This window comes from Halomonas sp. PA16-9 (genome assembly GCF_009728585.1).
Lineage (GTDB): Bacteria > Pseudomonadota > Gammaproteobacteria > Pseudomonadales > Halomonadaceae > Vreelandella > Vreelandella titanicae.
This window is the reverse complement of the sequence record NZ_CP040451.1, coordinates 994,232-1,017,986: the sequence shown is the minus strand read 5'-3', so window position 1 is coordinate 1,017,986 and position 23,755 is coordinate 994,232. Positions and strand designations below refer to the sequence as shown.

Here is a 23,755-nt window from a genome sequence, read left to right as displayed (position 1 = left end):
CCTCTCACCAAGAAGACGTCATTCATATTGGGTGGCAAACGAGCAGCGACAGAGGCCTGACAAAGAGTAGTCTGAACCGGAACGCTATTCCTAAGAGCTATTCCTAAGAGCTATTCCTAAGGGCGATTCCGAAGGGCTATGTCAGATGGTTATCCCAGCGGAGTTCCAGACTGGCGACCAGTTGGGGTGTTGCCGAGCCAGGTGTTACTCGGTAAAGCCCGCCCTGGCCGGAGGAGACCAGAAAGCCGCCGTTGCCGTCGCAGCGGGCGCCGGCGGCGTCGGGCAGCGCCAGGCTGGCAATAAGCTTGCCTTGCGCGGTATCCAGCAGCAGTACCCGGTTGCCGCGGGGTGCGGTGACTAGCACAGTGTTAGAGATACGGCTAAACGCCACGCTGGCGGTGTATTGGTTCAAGCTGGCAGTGACGTCCTCGGGCAGCGCCAGCTCAGAGAAGTGCCCGTCGGCAGCCAGACGACAGATCAGCGGATGGGTCTCCCACTCGGGCCCTTCAAACTGGTAGCCAGCGATCACGGTACCGTCCGCCGCTACATCCAGATGACGACAGCTGAGCTGGTGGTGCGAAGGTTCGTGACGGGCCAGAATCTCACCGCTGTGGCGATCCAGCAGCATCAGCGCTGGTGCCATGGTATCAAGATTGAGTTTAACCCGGCCATAGTCAGGATGAGTCTTGATCCCCCCCAAACCAATCACCAGTGTGTCACCATCCGGCATCAGCCTAAGCTCATGAGGCCCGATACCACCCAGCGGCATATCGCGCACATGGGCGTAGTCGTTGGCAGCGTCGTAAACGCGCACTAGCCCGGCGCTGTCCTCCAAACGATTGGCGGTGACATACAGATAGCGCCCGCTCAGGTCGAAAACGCCATGCCCGTAGAAGTGGTAGCCCTCCCCGGCCGCAATGGTGTGGGCTAATTGGCGGCTGTCCCATCGATCACATGCATCCGTGTGCCAGGGCGGCGAGCAAACAATACCGCCTGGCGAGAGTCGGGCCGCAGACAGCCTCCATGGCAGCGCTCGGGTACTTCGATCATAAAGCGGGTCTGACCATCCAATGCCACCCCGGCGATGTAATGCCCTCCTCTGGGGTCGTCTACCGCGCTGAACAGCCAAGCGGCTTCCTCCCGCGCGGGCAGCGCCCAACTCAGCGGGGTCAGCGCCATGGCGACGCTGCCCAACCCTACTTTGAGTACTTGGCGTCGCTGCATGGTTCAATCCCCATCGCTGGAGTTAAAGCCTCGTACCAGCCCCAGTTCACCAGCGATCTCGTTACCCAGTAGATGGCGTAGCTGGCTGATGTCGAGGTAGAGCGACTGCAGACCGCGAAACGCCTCTTCGTCTTCAAGGGAAGGCACCAAGCCCGGTGGCAGTTCGCTGGCCTGAACGAGTGTCTTATCCAACTGATCACGAAACGCCTCGGCGAGCGGCAGCGCATCGGCCTCGCGCAACAGCGCGGTGAGCCCCGGCAAGAAGCCGGTACGCAGACCCTCCAGGCTGCTCTCTACCAATCGAACCGTTTGTCCGCTTCGCCACGCTTCCGCCAAGTAGCCGTTGGCGGGTGCGCCTTTAAGGCCCATGGGCTCACCGAGCCGTTTATCTTCGAGTATTTCGAGAGCCTGGATGGCGCTCGCCAGCGTGGTCTCCGTGTAGTCAGGAGTCTCAAGATAGTGCTCGCCAAAGGCCTGCCAGTCGCGATGCAGCGCGCTTGTGGTATCAGCAAGATGCGTGGTGATGGCCTGCATCAGCGAGCAGGCTCCAGGGTCGCTCAGGGCCTGTTCGTCCATGGCGTCGTCATAAAGCAAGTATTCAAGGGCGGGAAAGCCTTGAATCGCCACGCTGTCACTGGCGATATCTTGGGCATCCGGGGCTTCGGCTGCCTTCAGCCAGCCGCGCACCTTGCTGCCCACCAGGTTTTTACGGTCTGGCCAGAATTGCAGTTGCCAGCCTCGGCTATTCTGCTCGACCGGGCCGAACTGAATAAAACGCACCGCCTGCCAAGCTTGATAGGCGCTCAGCCAGTCATTTTCCAGCCGCTGTCTGAGCGCTTCGTCTGGGCTCTGGCAAAAGCGTGCGGCGCTAGCTTCCAGGCGCTCGGAGCGGCGCTCAGCTCAGCATACTGAAGTTCCACCGCGCCGTGCCACATTTCCGCGGCGTAGGGGTGTCCGTAGCAAAAGAGAGCGGCGTCGCGAGTAGCGCGCAAGCCAGCAAACTCAGGCGGCGAAGAGATGCGATCACGTTAACTCCTTAACAGTAATGACTTACAGGGATTCAAGGAAACGTATAAGTTCCGCTCGCTGGTCAGCGGGCAATGCGCGATAGCCCTGGGTAGCGCTTTCTGCCTCACCACCGTGCCAGAGTATCGCCTCTTCCAGAGTGCGGGCGCGACCATCGTGGAGAAAACCAGCCCGGGGGTTAACCGTTTGCGCCAAGCCGATGCCCCACAGCGGCGGGGTGCGCCATTCTCGGCCATCGGCCTGGAACTCGCTGCGATGATCAGCCAGGGCATCGCCAGATCGTGGAGCAGTAGGTCGCTATAGGGCCATATTTCCTGATTGGCTAGCGCCGGACGGGCAGTATCCGCAGCGGTGCGATGGCGCGGCGTATGGCAGCTCGCGCAGCCGAGCGCGTTAAATCTCTCAGCGCCCTGTTTCACCGCTGAGTCATCCATATTGCGTCGCATCGGTACCGCCAAGCTGGAGGCGTAGAAGGTCACGAAGTCGGCCACGTCATCGCTGACCTCAGGCGTGCCACCGTTAGGAAAATCATCGCACCCCTGGCTCTCCATGCAGTCGGTTTGTGGCACCAGACTGGAGGTCAGCCCCATATCCCCGGCGAAGGCATGCAGGCCCTGCTGCTCAATGCTGGGCTCTCCGGCTTTCCAGCCGAAACGCCCCATAACGGTGCTGCCGGTACGCAGATCCCAAACCCGATTGGCGCGCCCGGAAATGCCGTCGTCATCCGCGTCGTCAGGGTCGGCGGCCGCCAGCAGGTCGGCTTCAGGAATTGCCGCCAGCAGCCCAGGCCAATCATCGGCGGAGCCAGCCGCGGCGAGGTCTGCAGATCCTCGGGCAACTCACCGTAGGCGGGCTCGGCAATCGAGTAAAACGGCGCCTGCAGGGTAACGCTAGTGCCATCGGCAAAAGTCACCTCCCGAGGGCGATACTCGATCAACATTTTGCCTCTGGCTGCGCGCCGGAAATCGCCGCGGTTTGTAGCTGCAGGCCGTAGTTGGGCACCGGAAGCGCGCCGCGCTGTTCCAGAATCTCGGGCTCCGCTTGCTGAGAAGGTAGCGAAAGGCGCAGGAATAGCGCGATGGGGTTTTCATCACCGGCTGGTGGGTGGCCGCGACCATCTTGAGGTGACACCCTTGGCAGCTATTGGTGTTGAATAACGGGCCCAGGCCGTCGCGGGCATCGGTGCTGGCGGGAGCCGCCACCCAAGGGTTACGGAAGAAGCTATTACCCACGCTGAAATCCAGCCGCTTGGTCATCGACATATTACCCAACGGCAGCGAATAGGCGTTATGGTCAAACTGCTCCACCGAGCCATCGCCACCACTCATGGGCGTCGTTTGAATGGGATAATCTTGGCTAGGTGGCGCATTTTGTATAGGTGATTCGGCTGCCTGCAAGGGCACGGCCAACAAGAACAGTAAGAAACTGCTGTGGGTTAATGTGCTGGGCACCCACTTGGCTAGGACGATAAACCGGGGTAAGCGGTACATGGTGATACCTTGAGAAGGAAGATACTGACAAAACCAACAGAGCCGCGCGATAGCAACACTATCGGCGGCTCATGGTAGACGCTAGTCCGCTCTAGAACCGGTGACCGGCATCATCAGGCTGTAGGGAGGTCACGCCCAGCTCACCTGCGGCCTGTTCGATAGACCCTGTTTGCGCCACCAGGGTGAGAATCGCCTCGTTGATCAATTCACTGCCCTGCTCGTTACCCGGCGCAATCATCATATCGAATGCCATCGGGGAGCTTTCCGCTTCAGCCGCCTGCTTGATAGCATCAAGCCGCGCCATGGTGGCTTCAAGCTGATCACCAAGGGTGTCGGCTAGCTCGCTATCTGCCTGAGACAGTAAGTCTTGTAGCGAAGGCCCTTCTACCACACTGCCATCAAGACGCTGATAGCTGCCGGTGTAGATATTCTGAACACCCTGGCCGTTGTAGTAGTGGGAGTTGTGGGTATTGTCGCTGAAGCAGTCGTGCTCATCCTCAAAAGAGTTGGCTTCAAGGGCGACCTTTAAGCGCTCACCTGCCAGCTCACCCAGGGAGAGCGAGCCCATGCCGAACAGCATGCGGCGCAGGCCTTCCTGATCGCTCTCCGCCAGCAGTTCCTGGCGATAGTTGCCTTCAGTTTCCGGCGCCCACTGATTCACCATCCACTCAAGGTCATCGACTAACAGGTCTGAGACCGCGTCCAGGTAGGTACGACGACGGTCACAGTGACCATGGGTGCAGTCGTCGCCGGTTTGGAAATCGCTCACTGGCCGCTCGCCACTGCCTGCCTCAAAAACCATTGAGATCCTGCCCCAAAGCAGAAATTCGATGGCGTGATAGCCGCTAGCGACGTTAGCCTCCGAGCCGCCGATTTCATTCAGGTCGGCGAGTAATTCTGGGGTAATATCGCTAACGTCCAGAGTTTCGCCGCCGACAGTAATTTGCTCGTTGGCAATGATATTGGCAGTGGCACCTTCGTTGCCCAGCTCATATTGGTAGTCATCGCCTCGACATAATCGATCATGCCCTCATCAAGGGGCCAGGCGTTTAGCTGCCCTTCCCAGTCGTCCACCACCGCATTACCGAAACGAAACACTTCGCTCTGCTGATAAGGCACCCGCGCCTGCAGCCAGGCTTGCTTGGCTGCGCTCAGGGTTTCGGCCGTGGGATTGGCGAGCAATTCGTCGATACGCTCGTTCAATGCTTGGGCAGCATTCAGTGCATCGGCGTAATTGGCATGAGCCAGATCGGCGTAGTGTTTAACCACGGCGTCAGCGCTAACGGTGCCGTCAGCAGCAGCAGCAGCAGTGTCGACAGCAACTGGGGCAAAAGGCATCAGCGCGCTAAGCGCAACGATGCCAGCAAGAGGGCGACGGAGCATGATGGCGGGCATTACAGTGTCCTTTAGGCTGTGGCATTACAGAAACTACTCACATAAAGTGCTAGGCAACCCGAGAGGGTTTTGGTGCTCTAGCCCTGCCTGAAATGTAATTCATTGGCCTATGAGATTCAATCCTATTTGATCTTAAATAGAGAGCACTACGCCGTTTCATCACCATTTTTGCTCTGTGCCACTTTTTGCTGCCTTGGGAAAACCGACATGCTGGATTATAAACTGCTTCATGCCTTGGCAATCGTGGTGGAGTGCGACGGTTTTGAGCGCGCAGGCGATGTACTGGGCTTTCGCAGTCAGCTGTCTCCCAGCGCATTAAGGCACTGGAGGTTCGCCTTGGGCAGCGGTGCTTATACGCTCTCCTCCATTTAGCTCCCACCCCTGCGGGTCAGCGGCTGTTGACCCATTACCAGCAAGTACAGCTATTAGAGCGCGATCTCCGCGGCTCCCTACCCACGCTGGATGACCAGGCGCCGCGTCTGCGGATTGCTATCAATGCGGATAGCTTGGTCACTTGGTGGCCGAGGCCGTTGCCACGATCTGCCAAGAGGAGGGTTTATGCTGGATTTGGTGATTGAAGACCAGGATGTCGGGCTCAAGCGCTTGCGCGATGGCGATGTAGCGGCCTGCCTGTGCGCCACACCACAACCGATAGCCGGTGCACGCAGTGTTGCGCTGGGAGAAATGCGCTACCACCCTTTGGCGACACCGGCTTATATCGAACGCTACTTTCCAGAAGGCCCTTGCAAAGAGAGCTTTCAATCCGCGCCTGCCATCGTCTTCGGCCCTCACGATCAGTTGCAGCATCGCTTTCTTGCTCAGTGCGGCTACCACGGCCACTTTCCTTATCACCTCTGCCCATCTTCAGAAGGTTTGTGCGCTTAGCCACAGCCGGGGTCGGTTACGGCATGATGCCTCAGTTGCAGGTCGGCGAATTAATGGCCAGTGGCCAACTAGCCAGTGTTGCTCCGGTCATTTTTTAGCAGTGCCCTTGTACTGGCATTTTTGGCGCCACAGCGGGCAAACTCATTCAACGACTTACGCAACATTTAAGTCGTGCTATGACTTAAGCATGAGAGTTTTCAACGTTTCTTTCACCAAGCCAACTACACTCAAAGAGCTTATCGTACGGCACAAGGAAATTTGAGCTGCTTTTGAGCGGGGTGGCATGCAAACCGCATCTGAGCGCTATGCCGACGAATTAGCGGCCCCCGGCGGGTAAGGGAACCAGGGAACAGCGAACGGGGTAAAAAAACGAAAAAAGCGATACCCTATGCATGCACAACGTTTAACAGCGGGTGTTTACACCGGCTTATTGCTGCTGCTTGCGGTTTGTTTATGCCTGGGCGCAGGCAAATACTCTCCTATCCGCATCGCCAAGCCAGGCGAGCTATTCACTTGCCCCTTATAACGAGTTCTGGCACGCCGACGAACAGTCTGTAACGCTTAAACGATTTGCTCGCCCAATCGCGTACTTTTACACCCACGCACCAAGCCCAAGATTTAAATTTCGGCTATACCCGTGGTGATGTGTGGCTGCGCACTCAGGTGCGCAATGATTCGTCGGAACCCCAGCGTTGGATGGTGGAGTTTGAATACCCGTTTGGATTACGTTACCCTTTATACGCTTCGCCAACAGCTAAGCAGTGTGCAACGAAGCGGCAGCGCGGTTCCCGTTGAACAGCGTGCGCTTGCCCACCGTCAGGCAGTTTTTCCATTGGAGCTGGCCGCCTTGAAACCGTCACGCTGTATACCATGGGCTGCCTCAGGCAGCAAGATGCTGAGCTACAACTTATTAACGCCAGAAGTGTTTTATACCCAAATGATCGTCATAATTTTTGGCTGGCGACCTACTTTGGCATGCTGCTGGCGATGGGTTATATAACTTACTGCTATTTTTCGGCTTAAAGAGCGCATATTTCTTCACTACTCGCTATTTGTCGCAGGCTTTGGACTTGCCATTCTGGCGTTTAACGGCATTGGCACACTCATGTTTTGGAGTTTTCTGGGTGAGAACACGTCTCGCTTGGTGGCGCTCGGTTTCACCTTTGCCTCTACCATGGCCACACTGTTGCGCAGAGCTTCCTAAACACAGAGACATATTGCCCACGCTGGCACCAGGTATTAAACACCTTTCGCAGCTACTGTTGGCTCGCCGTCATGCCTCGCTGCTGCTGCCCATTCCTGCGGCCTCCACCTAATGGATGTGACGGGGTTTTATGGCCGCCTTACTGCTCTGATATGCGGCAGCTACTGCAGCTTTCGACGCATACCCAGCGCTAGACTCTTCGTGTTTGCGTGGTCGATATTCTGCTGGGGCAGGTGTCTTTACACTCCGCAACCTGGGCATACTGCCGGCTAATTTATTACCTACACGGCATTCAAATGGCTCGGCGCTAGAAATGTTACATGCTTTCGTTTGCACTGGCATCACGCTTTAACAAACTTAAACGGCAAAAAGAGCGCGCTCAAGCCGCTATGCTAGCTGCGCTAAAAAAGCAGGAAGCCGTGCTGGAACAAAAAGTCGCCGCCCGAACTAAAGCGCTAGAGCATTTAGCCAACGGCGATATGCTGACCGGTTTATTAAATCGCCATGCCTGGCGCGCTGCGCCGCAGAAGCTCTGGAGCGTAATCGTCAAAACGGCCATCGCTTGGCGCTCCTGATGCTTGATCTGATCGTTTTTCAAACCCATTAACGACTGCTACGGCCATGAGGCAGGTGATTTTGTCTTACAACAAATTGCCAAACGTATTGCCCATATGGCGCGTACCGGTGACCACTGTGCACGCTTTGGTGTGATGAGTTTATTATTATCATGGAGAACATCGAACCTCACGATACGCTTGAGAATATACAGGCACGTATCGACGAAGCCATTCGCTCACCCATAAAACTCCCCTGCGGCGAGCGAGTTAGTGTTAGCGTGAGCATTGGGGTAAGCACTTGCCAGGGAACAGAGGGCGCCACTCTTGAGAGTTTACTGCGTGAAGCCGATAGCCATATGTACGCTGTCAATCACGCCAAGCGGTAGAGTTCTATCGCTACGGCTCGGCGAGTTAGGTATTAACCTTGGTCATTAATCAAACAGGCTCATACGTTTCATAACGTTATCGCGTTTGATTTTCCAATGGAACATGGCACCGGCAACGTGCAGTACCACCAAACCTAAAATGGCCCACCCCAGGCGCCCATGCCACATAAAGAGTTGTTCAGATAGTTGCTCGCGCTCGCGCAATCAGACCGGGTAAATGCCAGTGGAAAAACTCCACGGGAAAGCCGCCGCTTGCGGTAGCCGCCCAGCCCAATAAAGGCATAACGACCAACGCCAAGTAGAGCAAATGGTGAACGCTGGTACTCACCACCCTCTCGAAGGCATTTAGAGGCGGTTCATGGTCAGGCACCACAAAGGCCAGGCGGGTAATAATACGTAGCGTCATTAGCAACAGGATCAGCACACCCAGCGTCTTATGGCTGGTATACAGCAAGTTCGTCAACATATTGCCGACTAGAGCGAGGGTGCGTTCATAGCCCAAAAAGCCTAACGTTAAACCGCTGGCCAAGGAGAGCAGCACCGCGCCAGCCACCAGCCAGTGCAACACCCGATGCGGGTAGATATAGTGATCCAGTTCGTGCATGCAGTGCTCCTAACAGCCAATTCATTTGCTCTTCATTCTAGTCAGTAACGCTCCCTTACGCTGATTAAAGCACTACACGGCCATCAACGCTAAGCATTACCTAGGCTCTACTTGGTCTCAAAAGCCACTTTATAACGCTTGTTCGGGCACTGCCAGCTGATCGCGTATTAACTCTGCCAAACGGCGCGCAGGCTCCGAAGGTCGGTGCGGCGCCCGGTGCAGCGCCAACTCAATCGTCGGCAGCGCAGGCAGCCCACTGCTCTCATCCAGCGGTCTCAGTGCAGGGGTTAGCATGCTGCGAGTCACCACCACGATGGCCAGCCCAGCGGTCACAATTGGCGCCAGCCCTGCCATGGATTGGCTGGTATAGGCCACGCGCCAGCTGCGCTCCGCCGATTGCAGCGCCTGCTCGGCCACTTCACGGAATACGTCAGCTCCCGGTGAGTAGAGCGCCAACGGCAACGGGTCGCTTAGCAGCGGCTGCTGGTTCATACCGACTGCCCACAACAGCGGTTCCCGGCGAATCACATCGCCGCCCGGCGAGTTGCGCTGCCGGGTCACCAGAGCGAGATCCAGCTCTTTAGCTTTAACCTGCTCAACGAGATGCGCGCTAGTGCCGCAGATCACCTTTAACCCCACGGCGGGGTAGAGCTGATGAAAGTAGGCAAACACCGAAGGCAGCAACGAAGCGTAATCTTCAGGAATGCCGAGGGTAAGATCGCCTGTCACCTGGCGCGCCTGCATATCGCTCCACGCGTCATCGTTAAGTGCTAATAGCCGTCGGGCGTGGTTAAGCAAGCGTTCACCTTCTGAGGTAAAGCGTATTCGCCGCCCTTCCCGCTCGTGCAGCGTGAGCGAGAGCTGCGCTTCTAACCGCTGGAGCTGCATGCTCACAGTGGACTGGGTATACGCCAACCGTTTAGCAGCTGCGGTCACACTCCAGTGTCCGCAATCGCCACCAGGGTGCGTAGCAGGGTTAGGTCTAACGTGGGGGCACGCATATATCACCAAGCTTGATGAAAACGATCACAAAAGATCGATATTGTGATGCATTGATGATGAGTATGCTGCTCGGTACATGCTCAAATCAAGGAGAACTCTTATGCATCCCGTTCACTCCCCTGCGTTATTCCCACGTTGGTACAGTGTTGGTGCGGCGCTGGTGGCCGTGATGCTTTGGAGTTCGGCACCGCTGCTGGCTGAGTTTGCCAAAGCGACACCGCCCTTGCAGTTAACTGCCGTTACCCTGTTAGCGGGATCATTGGCGACGCTACCATTAAGCCGCCGCATTAATGTCGCTGCCTGCGGCGCGGGTTGGCAACTCAGCGTTTGGATGGGTATCCCACTGCTCATCTTTGGCGCCGTCAGCACCTACTTTATTGGTATGCGGCTAGCCCCCGCCGCCGAAGCAGCGTTAATTACCTACACTTGGCCCGTGCTGTTTGTGCTACTCAGCCAATGGAGTCGTTTGGCCGCCTGCGCATCGCAGGGTGGTCGGCGCTCTGATTGCGTTTTCAGGCGCTGCGCTACTGCTGGTTCCTCAAGCCATCAGTGGAGGGCTCGGTGGTGCCACCACGGGCTACGCGCTAGCACTGCTGGCCGCCTGCTGCTGGGCGATCTATTCATGGTTAAGCCAAGCTGCACCAGTGGCCTTAACACCCCTGCTGCCGCGGCTACTGCTGATTGCCTGCGCTATTGCCGTGGCTGCCAGCTTAATACTGGAAGGCACCCTCGCCCTCCCCAGCGGTGAAGCGTTACTCGCGGGCATCGCACTGGGTTTAGGGCCTTACGGAGTAGCCATGGTGGCCTGGGATAAAGCATTGCGCTGGGGGCACGCGAGCCTTGTGGGCAGCTTGGCGTATGGCGTGCCGATTCTAGCCGCCCTACTGCTGGTGCTAGCAGGCATGAGCGTGCTCGACTGGCGCCTACCCGCCGCGACCGTGCTGGTAGTGGTAGGCTGCCTCAAAGCTGGCCGTTAACCTCCTCACGCCTAACTATTTACGCCTCACCATTTACTCCTCACCATCGACCAATAAACCAACGCCCTATCACGATAAGCAACAGGGGCGCTGGGTATTATCGATTAACGCTAACAATTAAAGCTCTGGGGGAATGTCCGTCGGCTCCATGTCGAGGCTTAGTTCAAATAAGCCGCTACCGGTAGCGCTAAACCCGCGTGCGCTTACCGTGTAAGTGCCGGGCAGCAACTGCTCTTGAAGCCGTGAGTCGGTACCTCCCGCGCCGTCGTCATCGCTGGCGACAAAACCCTGACCACTGATCTCAATAAAGGTATCAAAATCGTCAGAGCGCATTTCCAACGTCACTAAAGAGCTCTCTTCTACTTCCAACTGATACGTCAGCGGTTCACCGCTATACCAACCGTTAAGCGCTTCACCAGGGTAAGCGTGCCTTCATTACGCAGATTAACATCTGGCATATCACGCGGAGCCATGGAGAGCGTAAACATGCCACTGCTCTCGCCATAGGCAGTACGTGCCGTTAGCTGATACTCACCGGGAGCAAGAAAATCAGCGATGCTAGCATCCAGATTGCCGGCACTGTCATCATCTTCGCGGTAGTAACCGTTAGGCCCTTCAAGCACTAGGTAGGAATCGATATCGCTGGAGCGCATCTCAATTTGGTACATGCCTGCTTCTTCTACTTCTACTTGGTAACTAAGCCCCTGGCCACTAAACCAGCCGTTGAGAGAGTCATCGGGAGTGAGCGCTCCATCATTACGCAGCTCACCATCACCCGGTAACTCGTGAGGCTCTACTGAAAGCGTATAAACGCCATTGCCATCATCGTAGGCGCTACGTGCCGTCAGCGTATATTCACCGGGTTCAAGGAAATCAGCGATGCGCGCGTCTAAATCACCGGCGCTGTCGTCGTCTTCGCGGGCGTAACCGTTCGGCCCTTCAATCTCCAGGTAAGCGTCGAAGTCGTCAGAGCGCATTTCCAGTTGGTAGAGGCCTGCCTCTTCTATGTTCAAGGTGATTTCACGGGCATCCCCTTGCAGCCAACTATCGATGGGCTCGCCCACTGCCACTGTGTCAGCATCCGTCAGCTCAACGGTTCGGCTGACAACGGTAAACGGGCCATAACTGTGGGCATCGGCACCGCTAACCACCACTACATAGTCGCCGCTCTCTTCTATACGGTGACGAACGATAGGGGCATTATCGAGCAGCTGTAGCTGATCATCATAAAGCGCCACAACACCTTGCAAGGCTCCGTTGAGAGAAATCTCAACAATCTCATCCTCTTCCAGTGCGATGGCGTAGCGCATGAAGCGGCTGCCATCGTTACCGTTCAGCTCGCTGGCCGAGGTTATTTCGCCACGCATGCGCTCATCAAGCGTGAGCTTTTCAAGGCCAACAATAGCCTCGGCAACGGACGGCTGATCAGTTGTCTCAGCAGTTTCGGCAGGCGCTTCATCGGCGGTTTGCCCCGGTAAGGGAATAATTTGAGCAGCGAGAAAACCAACGGCTGCGCCACCGATCGCCACCCATATAAACGTAAACGAAGAAGATCTAGCCATGAGCGGTTCCTTGTTGAGTCGCAATGACAATCATTAATTAGATAAGTGTCAGTGATTATAAGATGCTTACTCAATTAAAGTGAGCGTTTCATGAAGAATGCTGCTTTGCACAAAGTGCTTTCTCTATTCATTTCATACCTGGGTTGATAAGTCACTGAAACCCAAGGCTACATAAGTAGAGATTTAAAAATCTTGAAATTGAACCTATTTGCATCGATCTTCTCAAAGCTTGCTGACTCGTTGCGACAAGGGTAGTATCGAAAAGCCTATTCAGGCACCTCATCAAGAGTGCGGGATTCGCAACAAGCAAAACCGAGGTACTCCCATGGGAGCCGAAAAACGACTGATCCGAACGATTTGTTTGGCAGCGATAGTGGTAAGTAGCGCTGCTAATAGTGCTTTTGCACATGAAACAGAAACGCAGGAAGGCGTCGCCTCCTTTTACAGTGACCGCTTTCAAGGAGCGACCACTGCCAGTGGAGAGCCCTTTGACCAGCAGGCGTTGACCGCCGCCCACCCGAGTTTGCCGTTTGGCACCAAGGTATTGGTGACACGCCCGGACACGGGCAAGAGGTAGAAGTACTGATCAATGATCGTGGCCCTTTCATTCAAGGACGCATTATTGATTTATCTAAACGCGCGGCAGCGAAGCTTGGCATGATTCGCCGCGGTACAGCTCCAGTGATGGTAACGCTGTTGGATTAACGGATAACACATCCTTGGTTGTTGTGTGATACCCATTAGCCTAATCAATGCGACAGCACACGAAGCATCGTTATCTTAAAGTAGTCAACAGACAGGGTGACCAGCAATGGTCACCCTGTTTCTTTATGTGGCTACTTTCCGATACATTAACGAACTTGCAAGCAGGCTAATGGTCTCTATGCTGCAAGGAGTTCGATACACGCCAAGTATTTGCAGGAGATACATCCATGCAGTCACAATTTTACACGCTTACCGATTATCCCAAAGGCCTGCCCGATCGCACGCTCTTCAAGCTAGAAACACAAACCCTACCCGACCTAGCCGAAGGCGAAGTGCGTATTCGCAACCGCTGGCTTTCCGTCGACCCTTATATGAGGGGGCGCATGAGCGGCATTCGCACCTATGTGGAGCCGTTTGAACTCGGCAAACCGATGGAAGGCGGCGCCATTGGCGAAGTCATCGAGACCAATGATTCAAGCTTAAAAGTGGGCGACAAAGTGAGCCATATGGGCGGTTGGCGGGATATTGCCCAACTGCCTGCGCAGGGCGTCACGCCGCTACCCGATATCGATGTTCCCGAACAAGCCTATCTGGGCGTACTCGGTATGCCTGGCATGACCGCCTGGACTGGCCTCAACCTGATTGCCGAATGCAAGCCGAGTGACAATGTGTTGGTTAGCGCGGCTAGCGGTGCCGTAGGCTCCCTGGCAGTGCAGTTGGCCAAAGCCAAAGGTTGTCATGTGGTCGGTATTGCCGGGGCTGCGAATAAGCTGGCCTGGCTTGAATCATTGGGCGTTGAACCGGTTAGCTATCGTGACCGTACCGCACAGGAGTTAAGCGACGCCATTAAGCTCGCCAGCCCCAACGGCATTGATGTGTATTTCGAAAACGTCGGCGGTATCTGCCTAGAAGCAGCATTGAACCAGCTAAATGAAGGTGCGCGGATTGCCGTATGCGGCATGATCGACAGCTACAATGCAAAAGAGCCTACCCCCGGCCCGAGCAATCTCTCTCAGTTGGTAGTGCGCAAGGCCAAAATGCAGGGCTTTATTGTGGCTGACCATTGGGCTAGCTACCCCTATTTCCTGAACGAAGTAGCCCCCCAAGTAGCGGAAGGTAAGCTGGTATATAAAGAGACAGTGAAAGAAGGCCTGGAGAACACCCCGATGCATTCCTGGCCCTGTTTGACGGCGGCAATACCGGTAAAATGCTGGTCAAGCTATAAACCTCACGCCTTCTGGCTACCCCTACCGCGACATTAACTACCCTGGCGGTAGGGCACCCGCCTTAGAAAAAAACATCAAATCGTTAGACCAATAGCGAATTGATTATTAAAATCATCCACCATAGCGGTGTGTTTTAACCCATCGGCGCCGCCGATGGGTTAAAGCGCGTTGCGGGTTCGCCGCTTGGCACTTATTGCTTGAATTTAGGGTTTAAGCGGCATGCATTAACGTATTCAGTACGTTTCACTAGGGGAAATCTCATGGAAGAAAGCACGCGCGCTCACAGTAAATGGCCAGCTATTATAGTTGGCCTGCTACTATTTATTATCGGCTTGGTGCTTGCTTTTGGCGGCAGCAAGCTCGTCAGCGTAGGCGGCAGCGCCTACTACTTAATTGCCGGGCTTAGCATTATTGCTTGCGGCATTCTATTTGCCCTGCGCAAAGGCGCCGCTCTGTGGCTCTACGCGCTGATTCTTTTTGCCACATTAGTGTGGGCTCTGTGGGAGGTTGGTCTCGACTGGTGGCAGTTAGTGCCTCGCGTTGCCATTCTCTGTTTAATAGGTATTCTGCTGCTCCTGCCCTGGTGGCGTAAGCCACTACACTCAAAAGGCGGCAGTCTGGCGCTTGTTGGCAGCATTACTGCCGCTGTTATCGTGGCCATTGCCAGCCAGTTTAACGATCCCGGTACTATCGAAGGGTCGCTAGCCGCTAACAACCAATCAACGACCGATAGCGTAAACCCTGCCCAAGTGGCGGGCGATGATTGGCCCGCCTATGGCGGCACCAATGCAGGCACCCACTACTCTTCCCTTGATCAAATTACGCCGGAAAACATCGGCGAGCTTGAAGAGGTATGGCGGATTCAAACCGGTGACAAAGCGGGCCCCAATGCGCCCCCGGAGATCACCAATCAAAATACCCCGCTGAAAGTGAATGACAGCCTGTATATCTGTACCTCTCACAGCCGGGCAATGGCGCTGTCACCCGAGACCGGTGAAACCCTCTGGGCATTTGACCCCGAGATCAGCACCATGGGGGCGGATGACTTTTCTGGCTGGGCACATATGACCTGCCGCGGCCTCGCCTACTATGACGCCGCAAACTATTCTACTGACACTAATGACTCTGCAACCGATAGCACAGAAGTGACGAACAGTGACGCTGCCCCGAACAGTGCAACGGCACTCTCTTTTGATATCTTCGATGACAGCGATATTTTCAGTCTGAATCTCTCCTTCTTGTCACTGCTGTTTGGTGTTGAAGAAGAAAACGGCGCCCCGCAGCAACCCATGCTCAGCGAGACCGACGTCATGTGCCCACGCAGGCTCTACCTGCCCACGGCGGATGCACGCTTGATTGCGCTGAACGCCGACACGGGTGAGCGGTGCGCCAGCTTTGGCAATAACGGTGAAATTGATCTCACCAACAATATTGGCGATTTCTCACCAGGCGGTTACTACTCCACCTCCCCTGCAACGGTAACCGAAAATCTGGTTATTCTGGGTGGCCACGTCACCGACAACAGTTCCATTGACGAGCCCTCAGGCGTTATTCGTGCCTTTGATGTGCATACCGGCGAGCTGGTATGGAACTGGGATAGCGGTAATCCCGACGACACCGACCCGCTACCAGAAGGCGAAACCTACACCCGCGGCTCCCCCAACGTATGGGCACCGATCAGCGTTGACGAAGAGCTAGGCCTGGTTTACCTGCCAATGGGTAACGCCACGCCTGACCAGTATGGCGCTGACCGCACCGAGAACGATGAAACCTACAGCGCGGGTCTAGTGGCGCTCAACCTGGAAGATGGTCAGGTTGAGTGGGTTTACCAGTTCGTACACCACGACCTATGGGATATGGACTCACCTGCGCAACCGGTACTGATTGACCTAGCCACTAGTGATGGCACCCAGCCCGCGGTTATTCAGCCGACCAAGCAGGGCAGCCTATATGTATTGAACCGTGAAACCGGTGAACCGATTGTGCCCATTGAAGAGGTTCCTGCACCTCAGGGCGCCGTGGAAGGCGACTGGACCGCCGAGACTCAGCCGCGTTCAGCGCTTAACCTGCTGCCACCGCCGCTCACCGAGCGCGACATGTGGGGCGCTTCACCGTTTGATCAAATGATGTGCCGCATTCAGTTCAACTCTTTGCGCTACGAGGGCCAATACACGCCACCTTCGCTGGAAGGCAGTATTGTTTATCCAGGTAATGTCGGTGTAATGAACTGGGGTGGTGTGGCCGTTGATCCCGAGCGCCAAGCGCTCTTCACTGGTGCTAAATACCTGGCGTTTGTGTCTACGTTAATTCCTCGTGAAGAGGTAGAAGAAGGCCAAGGCTCTGCCAGCGAACAGGGTTTACAAGCCAATGAAGGCGCACCTTATGCCGTTGAGCTTGGCCCGCTGCTTTCAGTGCTCGGCCTGCCCTGCCAAGCGCCCTCCTGGGGCGATGTAGCCGGTATCGATCTGCAAAGTAACGAGGTGGTGTGGAAGCACCGCAATGGCACCACACGCGACAGCATGCCGTTTGATCTACCGATTGGCTTGAACGTCGGCGTTCCTGCACTAGGCGGCCCGCTGACGACGGCTGGCGGGGTGTCGTTCTTAAGCGGCACGCTGGATCAGTACCTGCGCGGCTACGACATCACTACTGGCGAAGAGCTGTATAAAGCGCGCCTGCCAGCAGGTGGCCAAGCCACGCCGATGACCTACACCGGCCAGGATGGCCGTCAGTATGTGGTCGTCACGGCGGGTGGACACGGCACCTTTGGCACCAAGATGGGCGATTACGTGATTGGTTACGCTCTGCCTGAGTAAACGGCTAACTTAGCGTTATCACCCACGAGAACGGGCGGCCTCAGCAATAATGAATGAGCGCCGCCCGTTTTTATTTACTTGCAGTATTTCGACTTAAAAGCGTACTTCTAAACCGCCATACACACTGCGCCCCGGAGCAGGTTCATAGAAGCGACCAAAGGTGCCGTTCAAGCGCACGTTGGCGTAGTGCTCTTCATCTAAGAGATTGCGCACGCCCACATACGCATTTAGCCGTGTATCGCTTCCCAACTGCCAACCATCACCCACCCGCAGGTTCACTAGCCAGTAGCTATCGACTTCTGTCTCATTGGCGTTGTCCGCCACCATATCGCCTACGTACTCGGTTTCCAGCGTGGCAAAGCGCTCATCCAGCCCCTGCCAAGTTAGCTGATTGACCCAGGTTTGCTCGGGTAAGCCAGGTATGCGGTTACCGCCAAAACTCTCTGACGGTGTAGTAAATCGATCAAACTCATAGCTCGCCAGCGTAAGAGCGCTATCCAACCGCCATTGGTCGGCGAGCTGCCAGCCTAGCGCCAGCTCAATGCCGTCGCGGTCGGTGTCGCCTGCGTTTTGGTAGAAGGTGCGGCCGCCGTCATCATACGGCACGAGCTCGTCACGCACGCGCACCGAAAATAGCGCCAGATCGTAATCCATGGCCAGCGGTTCAACGTAGCCCCGCAGCCCACTTCACGATTCCAGGCTTTTTGCGGCGACACCGACGGGTTAAAACCACCGCCCGCCGGATTGGCAAACTCGGAGAACGTAGGCGTTTCAAACGCCGTACCGGTATTGATATAGGCTTGATGCTGCGGACGATAACGGTAACTTAACCCCGCCGAACCGCTCCACTCATTGAAGGTCTGGTCACCGCTTTGATCGCCATCGTCCTGATAGCGATCATCTACTTCTAGCTCCACTCGGTCAAAGCGTGCGCCAAGCGAGAGCGTTACCTGCTCGGTCAGCGCTAAATCGCCCTGGGCAAATACCCCAGCGGAGGTCGCCGTTTGGGTCTCTTCCGCCAGTTGCTCGCCGACCACGCCTTGGCCATTTACATCGTTCCTAAAGCGCTCGTCGTCTTGACGCGCCACATCGACACCGGTGATATAGCTCAGCGGCAGGCTGCCCAAGCTGACTTCATGGTGATACTCAGCACTCGCGCCCAGATAATCACGCTGGTAGCCGATACGGCTATCGCCCACATAGGGCAGTTGCTGCTCAAAATCGCGCTGCGCAACAAAGCCTTTTAAATAGAACTCACCAGGGCCAGCGGATAAATCTTCGTACTGTAAGCCAAGAAGCTGCTGATCTACGTTCTGTCCTGCATCCAACGCCAATGAGTTCGGCGCTGCTTGATCACGGCCATTGGCCACTTCACGCGCGTTCAGCGCGCCAGGATCTTCGGAACGGGGGTTGTCCAGCAGGTTGATAATCGCGGTTAACGCCGATCACTGCCTAACTCTCGGCGCAGTTTGGCATTCAGCAGGTATTTCTCCGTAGAGCTCTGCTCCCGATAACCATCCACATTGAGTGCCGAGAAGCTGACGTGGTGCGACCAATCACCCGGGCTCCACCGGTTTGTACGACTGCCTTACGGTAGCCATCACTGCCCACCTCGGTGCGCACGCTTGAGCCAGGGTTATCGCGACCATCGGCGGTGGTCACATCAATTACCCCACCCGCCGCGTTGCCGTAAAGTACCGAAGAGGGCCCGCGGATAACTTCGATGCGCTCAGCGCTGTCCAGATCAATGGCATCTAACTGCGCCTGGCCATCGGGTAACGTATACGGAATGCCATCCACCATCACGGTAATACCGCGAACGCCAAACGGCGCCCGAGCGCCGAAGCCGCGAATGGAGATTCGCTGGCCTTGGGCAAAATTATCGCGGTTTTGCAAAAACATGCCAGGCACTCGCACTAACGCCTCATCCAGCCGTGTGCGCTGCTGCCCTTGAGCAATCGCCTCACGGTCGAGCGTTGAAACCGCAGCGGGCGTGGCGTAAAGCTCTCGCGATAAACGTGGCGCTGTCACTTCCAGCGTAGCCAATGTGTTATCACTCACCGAACTCTCTTGAGCCCAACTCTGGCCAGCGCCAAGACAGCTTAATAAACAAAAAGACGTGGTAGTTACTTTAATGGCACTTTGATGAACACGGAGTCCCTCCCAAACAGCGTAGAGCGGAAATAAATGGCGGAATTGAACGATTGCCTACTCGGCTAGTCACAGGGAATTAGCCAAGGCATGGATAAAGTAGGTTGATCGTGCCTACACTTGTACAAGTTACACCAATGAAAGCAAAGGAGGCTTCATGGCGTTTACAGCGACTGATCCAATCAAAATGATTTTTGCCGTAATACTTCCCCCGCTCGGCGTATTTTTTGAGGTCGGTTTTAAAGGGCATTTCTGGCTGAATATTATTCTAACGCTATTTGGCTTCATACCGGGCATCATTCATGCGTTTTATGTGATATTGAAGCACTGATACCCGAGAGCAGTAGATAGCTTTAACTAAACAGGCGCCTCTCTTTAGGGGCGCCTGTTTGGGTTCAAATGGGATCGTTATCGATGACTAATATGCGTATGGATATGCGTAAAGTCCGGCCATGGCACCTTAGGCTGGCTCAGGGCATACTCTAAGGAGTCGTGCCTACCCACCATCAAGAGCCTCCCCCCTATGCCATTGGGCCATCAACCGCCTCTGCGCGTCGGATTTATCCTACTCCCGCTATTTACCATGAATGCCTTTGCAGGGTTCATCGATTCATTGCGCTTGGCTGCCGACAAGGGTGGCCGAAGCCGACAAATCCACTGTAGCTGGCAGATCATGGGCCCCGGTCCAATCACCTCCAGCTGCGGCTTGGAGGCCCACCCACAAACACCATATCGTGAACCGAGTGAATTCACTCATATTGCCGTTTGTGGTGGTAATAATTATCTCAATCCCCACGAAGATCAGGCACTGAGTCAATATCTCAAGGAAGCGCATAGCAAAGGAGTGAAACTTGTCGGTGTATGTACTGGCACGTTTGCTATTGCCCGTGCAGGCCTGCTGAGAGGCCAACGGGTATGTGTGCACTGGAACGTAATCAATGATTTTCGCCAACAGTTTCCCAAAATCGACGCCACTCCCGATCGAATATTTCTGGAATCCGCCAGGGTAATCACTTGTGCAGGCTCGTCAGGTGCAACGGATATGGCCCTGCACCTGATTCATCGCACATGTGGCCCCGAGAAGGCCCAGCAGGCGGTTCGTCACATGATCTTAAACGGCATGCGTACGTCCAACTCTCCACAAACACACTTTTTTGAAGCCATCCATGAAATTCGCGATGAGCGAGTCCGGGTAGCCGTACTCACCATGGAGCAATCGCTGAATACCCGTCTAAGTGCTTGTGACCTGGCCAAGCGGATCAATTTAAGCCCCCGACAGCTTGATCGACTCTTTCGTCAAGAACTGGGAATCACACCTATGCGCTACTTCAAAATCATGCGCCTGCGCTATGCAGACTGGCTACTCCACCATACCGACAGCTCAATTGCCGATATTGCCGCTGACTGCGGTTTCTCCGATGCCGCTCATCTCGCCCGAGACTTTCATACGCATTTCGCTTGTAGCCCAGGCCAGTCACGCCGTCAGGAAAAACGTTTGTAGCTCTTCGTTAGCCGCCTGCTGTCATGATTTTCAAACAGTTACTACGTGCGCAATCCGTCCAAAAAATTCAATTTTCTGTCTCTTTTATTCTATAAATCATGGTGGCGCAGACCTACTCTAGAGACACGTGATCGTAAAGGTCCGTGACATGACTCCCGCAAAAACAACCTCCGGAGCGTCACCATGAAAGCACTTTCCTCCGTACGATATATTGCTTCCTTCGCCCTAGGGCTCGGTTTGGCAGGCCAGGTAGCTGCCGCCGAGCTAGAGCTTCGAGCGGCGACCATTGGAAGCCAGCAAGGCATCCAGATGGCGGGGTTGAATGCCCTAGCCGCACACGTGGCAGAAGCGACCAATAACAGTGCCGACATAAAACTTTTTCATTCTGGTTCACTTGGCGATCAAGTCAGCAATATAGAAGCAATAGATACACGCTTGTTAGATATCGCCACTATTGAAACGCCGATTACTACCATTGATGAAGATATGGGTATTCTTTCACTTCCCTATCTATTTCGAGACAGGGAGCATGTGAGCAATGTCCTGAGCGGTGAAATCGGTCAAGAATTAAAAGACAAGCTTCAAAAGCAAGGCTACCGTGTTATCGGTTTTTATGAAGGAGGTTTCCGTCATATTACCAACAATAGTCATGCCATTGAAAAACCTGAGGATCTTGACGGGTTAAGAATCCGTACCCCTGGCAGCCGCCAGCGTGTCGAGATGTTTAATGCCTATGGCGCTAACGCTTCCCCGCTGCCTTATCCAGAACTTTACTCCGCCCTTCAGACCGGTGTCTTCGATGGCCAAGAAAATCCTCTCGTCGAAGTAGAGGCCAGCCGCTTTTACGAAGTACAGGATTACCTCTCACTCTCTGGGCATGTTTACACCGTCGGCTTCCTGCTGATGAACGAGTCACGTTTCCAGGATCTTGATGCCAGCGTTCAGCAAGCTCTACTCGAGGGTGGCGAACAGGCCTTCGAGGCAACGGTTAACTTTGGAGAACAAGCGGATCAGAGCGTCGTGGAGCTTGTAAAAGAGAACGGCATGGAAGTGAACGAGGTAGACACTGACACCTTCATAGCAGCCTCTCAACCTCTATGGGACTCCTTTACCGAAGGACTGTCACAAGAGGCACGTGACATGGTGCAACGCATCGCCGACCTCCCCTAACGACAGAGCACACTTCCCGGCGGGCACTTCCTGCCCGTCGCTACTCCGGGAGTACTACCATGCTTGATCGTTTTTTTGAAGCGGTCGCGGCACTGCTGTTGGCTGCCATTACTCTCCTGGCAATAGCGGCAGTGGCTGCGCGCTACATCCTGAATGCCTCGCTATCGTGGAGCGCCGAAGTCTTAGTGGGTCTGCTGGTCTACATTACCTTTTTCTGCGGTTATCTGGCACTCAGGCAAGGCGCTCATCTACGTATTGATGTTATCGCTGCCTTACTTCCCTATCGCGGTCAATGGGTATTGTTCTTTATCAACCAGGCACTGATAGGGCTGGTCTGCGTCATCATGATCGTGTGGGGCTTGGAACAAACACTCACCTTTTCCAACCGTACAACGCTTATGCTAGGTGCACCTCAGTGGCTTTTCTACTCCGCCGTGCCTATCTCCGGCGCGGGCATGTTGCTGGAATTGGTTCGCCAGTGTGTCGTTGCCGCCAAGGCAAAGATACCGCCCTATGAAGCTGCTCGAAGAGCCGCTCTGGAGGAGTCAGAGCTATGATTCTACTCGTCATACTACTTGCACTTCTGGCTCTGATTGGGCTGGCCATGCCAATCGCCTTCGCTTTGACACTTGTTTCTATCGGCGTACTCGCTTTTTCGGTGTCGATATGCTCGTGCTGGTACAGCGCCTATACCGAGGTACCGAGTCCTTTCCGCTATTGGCTGTTCCGCTGTTCATTCTAGCGGGCCAGATAATGAACCACAGCGGTATTTCAGCACGGCTTGTCGATCTGGCTCGTTCCATGGTGGGGGCCATACGGGGTGGGCTGGCGGCGGTCAATATCTTGACCTCCATGTTCTTTGCAGGCATGAGCGGCACCTCCATGTCAGATACGGCCGCCGTGGGCGGTGTGATGATCCCCCAGATGGTCAAACGGGGTTACTCCGCCCCCTTTACTGCCGCCGTGACTGCCTCCTCCTCCACTATTGGCATCATCATTCCTCCCAGCGTGCCCATGGTGTTATTGAGTGCCTATATGGGACTTTCGACAGGGGCGTTATTTGCTGCCGGTCTAGTCTCAGGGCTACTCATTGCCATAGGACTCATGCTTATGGCGTGGTGGATATCGGTGAAACGCCAATATCCTATCGAAGCTGCATTTTCGATCAGGCAACTGGGCAGTAGCTTGGTCAGTGCATTCCCGGCCCTGCTAATGCCAGTCATCATCCTCGGCGGTATCCTCGGCGGCATTTTCACACCGACCGAAGCCTCCGCCGTGGCAGTCGCTTATGGCATCTTCGCTGGCATGGTGCTTTATCGTTCGCTTTCACTACGTGCGCTTTATCGTGCCCTGGTTGAGAGTGCCGTGTTGACCGGTGCGGTCATGTTTGTGACGGCAGCGGCACATACACTCGGCTACACCTTCACTTACCAAAGTCTCGGGCAGCTAGTTCTCGGGCCGATCGCAGCTCTGGATATGGGCCCCATCGGCTTTCTACTGATTTTGAGCATCGTCTTGATTATTGCCGGTACCTTCCTCGATGGCATCGCGATGATGTTCATAGTGGTGCCACTGTTCCTGCCCAGTGTTCAATTGCTAGGCATAGACCCTCTCCAGTTCGCCATGGTGGTCATTCTTTGCTGGGGTATTGGCCAGCAGACGCCACCGGTCGGGGCCGCCTTGTTTATTACGAGCGTGATTTCACGTGTCGATATCATCCGCATTACCTACGCCAACCTACCGTTCATTGCCGTGATGTTGGCAGTGCTGCTCGCCGTGATTGTCTGGCCTGCTGGCATGGTCATGAGCGTACCCCGCTGGTTTGGTCTTTAACCCAAGACTAATAACCCAACCGCACAGCCCACAGGAAGAAG

At 55.3% G+C, this 23,755-nt stretch carries 19 protein-coding genes and 8 pseudogenes; 14 read left to right on the top strand and 13 right to left on the bottom strand.

All coding sequences use genetic code 11. The features are described from left to right. Nucleotides 1-136 precede the first annotated feature (136 nt). The 7 genes and pseudogenes from FDY98_RS04750 to FDY98_RS26920 all read right to left on the bottom strand — a co-directional run bounded on the left by FDY98_RS04750 (nucleotide 137) and on the right by FDY98_RS26920 (nucleotide 5,135). Nucleotides 137-1,050 (bottom strand): annotated as a pseudogene (locus tag FDY98_RS04750) (DUF1513 domain-containing protein). A 177-nt stretch (nucleotides 1,051-1,227) separates the two neighbouring features. Beyond that, nucleotides 1,228-2,103 carry an imelysin family protein gene (locus FDY98_RS04745; protein ID WP_340146848.1) on the bottom strand — a complete coding sequence of 292 codons (876 nt, stop codon included), beginning with the start codon at nucleotides 2,101-2,103 and terminating at the stop codon, nucleotides 1,228-1,230. Nucleotides 2,104-2,119: 16 nt separating this feature from the next. Then, complete coding sequence (locus FDY98_RS26940; protein ID WP_340146729.1) at nucleotides 2,120-2,251, bottom strand: hypothetical protein; 132 nt, start codon at nucleotides 2,249-2,251, stop codon at nucleotides 2,120-2,122. A 1-nt stretch (nucleotide 2,252) separates the two neighbouring features. Beyond that, nucleotides 2,253-3,002, bottom strand: coding sequence for a di-heme oxidoredictase family protein (locus FDY98_RS26935; protein ID WP_442907958.1), 750 nt, complete (start codon nucleotides 3,000-3,002; stop codon nucleotides 2,253-2,255). A gap of 138 nt (nucleotides 3,003-3,140) precedes the next feature. Further along, nucleotides 3,141-3,740, bottom strand: a complete 600-nt coding sequence (locus FDY98_RS26930; RefSeq protein WP_340146728.1) for a hypothetical protein — start codon at nucleotides 3,738-3,740, stop codon at nucleotides 3,141-3,143. A gap of 91 nt (nucleotides 3,741-3,831) precedes the next feature. Next, nucleotides 3,832-4,614 (bottom strand): imelysin family protein, encoded by a 783-nt coding sequence (locus tag FDY98_RS26925; RefSeq protein ID WP_340146847.1) that lies wholly within the window; start codon nucleotides 4,612-4,614, stop codon nucleotides 3,832-3,834. A gap of 5 nt (nucleotides 4,615-4,619) precedes the next feature. Continuing rightward, the gene (locus FDY98_RS26920) at nucleotides 4,620-5,135 is read right to left on the bottom strand and encodes an imelysin family protein (protein WP_340146727.1); all 516 of its coding nucleotides are present in this window, start codon (nucleotides 5,133-5,135) and stop codon (nucleotides 4,620-4,622) included. Between the two features lie 207 nt (nucleotides 5,136-5,342). Here FDY98_RS26920 and FDY98_RS29325 point away from each other — a divergent pair. From FDY98_RS29325 to FDY98_RS26880, 5 genes and pseudogenes are all read left to right on the top strand, one after another. Further along, nucleotides 5,343-6,205: pseudogene (locus tag FDY98_RS29325) on the top strand (LysR family transcriptional regulator ArgP). A 385-nt stretch (nucleotides 6,206-6,590) separates the two neighbouring features. Then, nucleotides 6,591-7,020, top strand: a pseudogene (locus FDY98_RS29320) (7TMR-DISMED2 domain-containing protein). Between the two features lie 524 nt (nucleotides 7,021-7,544). Further along, nucleotides 7,545-7,799 carry a hypothetical protein gene (locus tag FDY98_RS26890; protein WP_340146722.1) on the top strand — a complete coding sequence of 85 codons (255 nt, stop codon included), beginning with the start codon at nucleotides 7,545-7,547 and terminating at the stop codon, nucleotides 7,797-7,799. A gap of 27 nt (nucleotides 7,800-7,826) precedes the next feature. Continuing rightward, nucleotides 7,827-8,027 (top strand): diguanylate cyclase, encoded by a 201-nt coding sequence (locus FDY98_RS26885; RefSeq protein ID WP_340146845.1) that lies wholly within the window; start codon nucleotides 7,827-7,829, stop codon nucleotides 8,025-8,027. Continuing rightward, a complete protein-coding gene (locus FDY98_RS26880; RefSeq protein ID WP_340146721.1) occupies nucleotides 7,952-8,167 on the top strand; it encodes a diguanylate cyclase domain-containing protein in 216 nt (71 codons plus the stop codon). The genes FDY98_RS26885 and FDY98_RS26880 overlap by 76 nt, the downstream gene beginning before the upstream one ends. A 45-nt stretch (nucleotides 8,168-8,212) precedes the next feature. Here the strand turns inward: FDY98_RS26880 and FDY98_RS26875 are convergent, their stop codons facing one another. The 3 genes and pseudogenes from FDY98_RS26875 to FDY98_RS04715 all read right to left on the bottom strand — a co-directional run bounded on the left by FDY98_RS26875 (nucleotide 8,213) and on the right by FDY98_RS04715 (nucleotide 9,772). Next, a complete protein-coding gene (locus FDY98_RS26875) occupies nucleotides 8,213-8,335 on the bottom strand; it encodes a cytochrome b/b6 domain-containing protein (protein ID WP_340146720.1) in 123 nt (40 codons plus the stop codon). Nucleotides 8,336-8,345: 10 nt separating this feature from the next. Continuing rightward, the gene (locus tag FDY98_RS04720; RefSeq protein WP_340146719.1) at nucleotides 8,346-8,771 is read right to left on the bottom strand and encodes a cytochrome b; all 426 of its coding nucleotides are present in this window, start codon (nucleotides 8,769-8,771) and stop codon (nucleotides 8,346-8,348) included. Nucleotides 8,772-8,900: 129 nt separating this feature from the next. Continuing rightward, nucleotides 8,901-9,772 (bottom strand): annotated as a pseudogene (locus FDY98_RS04715) (LysR substrate-binding domain-containing protein). Nucleotides 9,773-9,873: 101 nt separating this feature from the next. Here FDY98_RS04715 and FDY98_RS29315 point away from each other — a divergent pair. Next, nucleotides 9,874-10,750 (top strand): annotated as a pseudogene (locus FDY98_RS29315) (DMT family transporter). 117 nt (nucleotides 10,751-10,867) lie between these two features. Here the strand turns inward: FDY98_RS29315 and FDY98_RS26860 are convergent. Further along, a complete protein-coding gene (locus FDY98_RS26860; protein ID WP_340146717.1) occupies nucleotides 10,868-11,095 on the bottom strand; it encodes a hypothetical protein in 228 nt (75 codons plus the stop codon). 32 nt (nucleotides 11,096-11,127) lie between these two features. Beyond that, complete coding sequence (locus FDY98_RS04705) at nucleotides 11,128-12,312, bottom strand: hypothetical protein (RefSeq protein ID WP_340146716.1); 1,185 nt, start codon at nucleotides 12,310-12,312, stop codon at nucleotides 11,128-11,130. 325 nt (nucleotides 12,313-12,637) lie between these two features. Here FDY98_RS04705 and FDY98_RS04700 point away from each other — a divergent pair. The 3 genes and pseudogenes from FDY98_RS04700 to FDY98_RS04690 all read left to right on the top strand — a co-directional run bounded on the left by FDY98_RS04700 (nucleotide 12,638) and on the right by FDY98_RS04690 (nucleotide 17,059). Further along, a pseudogene (locus tag FDY98_RS04700) lies at nucleotides 12,638-13,017 on the top strand (septal ring lytic transglycosylase RlpA family protein). A 227-nt stretch (nucleotides 13,018-13,244) separates the two neighbouring features. Then, nucleotides 13,245-14,242, top strand: a pseudogene (locus tag FDY98_RS04695) (NADP-dependent oxidoreductase). Between the two features lie 261 nt (nucleotides 14,243-14,503). After that, nucleotides 14,504-17,059 (top strand): glucose/quinate/shikimate family membrane-bound PQQ-dependent dehydrogenase, encoded by a 2,556-nt coding sequence (locus FDY98_RS04690; RefSeq protein WP_027957200.1) that lies wholly within the window; start codon nucleotides 14,504-14,506, stop codon nucleotides 17,057-17,059. A 93-nt stretch (nucleotides 17,060-17,152) separates the two neighbouring features. Here the strand turns inward: FDY98_RS04690 and FDY98_RS04685 are convergent. After that, a pseudogene (locus FDY98_RS04685) lies at nucleotides 17,153-19,195 on the bottom strand (TonB-dependent receptor family protein). Nucleotides 19,196-19,367: 172 nt separating this feature from the next. On the opposite strand from FDY98_RS04685, the gene FDY98_RS04680 reads away from it, so the two are divergent. From FDY98_RS04680 to FDY98_RS04660, 5 genes are all read left to right on the top strand, one after another. After that, the gene (locus FDY98_RS04680; protein WP_035538925.1) at nucleotides 19,368-19,541 is read left to right on the top strand and encodes a YqaE/Pmp3 family membrane protein; all 174 of its coding nucleotides are present in this window, start codon (nucleotides 19,368-19,370) and stop codon (nucleotides 19,539-19,541) included. 192 nt (nucleotides 19,542-19,733) lie between these two features. Beyond that, entirely contained in the window at nucleotides 19,734-20,711 is a 978-nt protein-coding gene (locus tag FDY98_RS04675; RefSeq protein ID WP_035538928.1) for a GlxA family transcriptional regulator, read from the top strand. Nucleotides 20,712-20,894: 183 nt separating this feature from the next. After that, nucleotides 20,895-21,881, top strand: a complete 987-nt coding sequence (locus FDY98_RS04670; protein ID WP_027957202.1) for a TRAP transporter substrate-binding protein — start codon at nucleotides 20,895-20,897, stop codon at nucleotides 21,879-21,881. Between the two features lie 59 nt (nucleotides 21,882-21,940). Further along, entirely contained in the window at nucleotides 21,941-22,438 is a 498-nt protein-coding gene (locus FDY98_RS04665; protein WP_027957203.1) for a TRAP transporter small permease, read from the top strand. Then, nucleotides 22,395-23,714 (top strand): TRAP transporter large permease, encoded by a 1,320-nt coding sequence (locus FDY98_RS04660; protein ID WP_340146715.1) that lies wholly within the window; start codon nucleotides 22,395-22,397, stop codon nucleotides 23,712-23,714. Before FDY98_RS04665 ends, FDY98_RS04660 begins: the two co-directional genes overlap by 44 nt. The last annotated feature ends 41 nt before the right edge of the window (nucleotides 23,715-23,755 follow it).

Coding starts and splice junctions, on each gene's coding strand:
- FDY98_RS26930 (WP_340146728.1), bottom strand. CDS start 3,740: ATGTACCGCTTACCCCGGTTTATCGTCCTAGCCAAGTGGGTGCCCAGC.
- FDY98_RS04720 (WP_340146719.1), bottom strand. CDS start 8,771: ATGCACGAACTGGATCACTATATCTACCCGCATCGGGTGTTGCACTGG.
- FDY98_RS26920 (WP_340146727.1), bottom strand. CDS start 5,135: ATGCCCGCCATCATGCTCCGTCGCCCTCTTGCTGGCATCGTTGCGCTT.
- FDY98_RS04660 (WP_340146715.1), top strand. CDS start 22,395: ATGAAGCTGCTCGAAGAGCCGCTCTGGAGGAGTCAGAGCTATGATTCT.
- FDY98_RS04670 (WP_027957202.1), top strand. CDS start 20,895: ATGAAAGCACTTTCCTCCGTACGATATATTGCTTCCTTCGCCCTAGGG.
- FDY98_RS04680 (WP_035538925.1), top strand. CDS start 19,368: ATGGCGTTTACAGCGACTGATCCAATCAAAATGATTTTTGCCGTAATA.
- FDY98_RS04665 (WP_027957203.1), top strand. CDS start 21,941: ATGCTTGATCGTTTTTTTGAAGCGGTCGCGGCACTGCTGTTGGCTGCC.
- FDY98_RS26875 (WP_340146720.1), bottom strand. CDS start 8,335: ATGTGGCATGGGCGCCTGGGGTGGGCCATTTTAGGTTTGGTGGTACTG.
- FDY98_RS04675 (WP_035538928.1), top strand. CDS start 19,734: ATGCCATTGGGCCATCAACCGCCTCTGCGCGTCGGATTTATCCTACTC.
- FDY98_RS04705 (WP_340146716.1), bottom strand. CDS start 12,312: ATGGCTAGATCTTCTTCGTTTACGTTTATATGGGTGGCGATCGGTGGC.
- FDY98_RS04690 (WP_027957200.1), top strand. CDS start 14,504: ATGGAAGAAAGCACGCGCGCTCACAGTAAATGGCCAGCTATTATAGTT.
- FDY98_RS26880 (WP_340146721.1), top strand. CDS start 7,952: ATGGAGAACATCGAACCTCACGATACGCTTGAGAATATACAGGCACGT.
- FDY98_RS26890 (WP_340146722.1), top strand. CDS start 7,545: ATGCTTTCGTTTGCACTGGCATCACGCTTTAACAAACTTAAACGGCAA.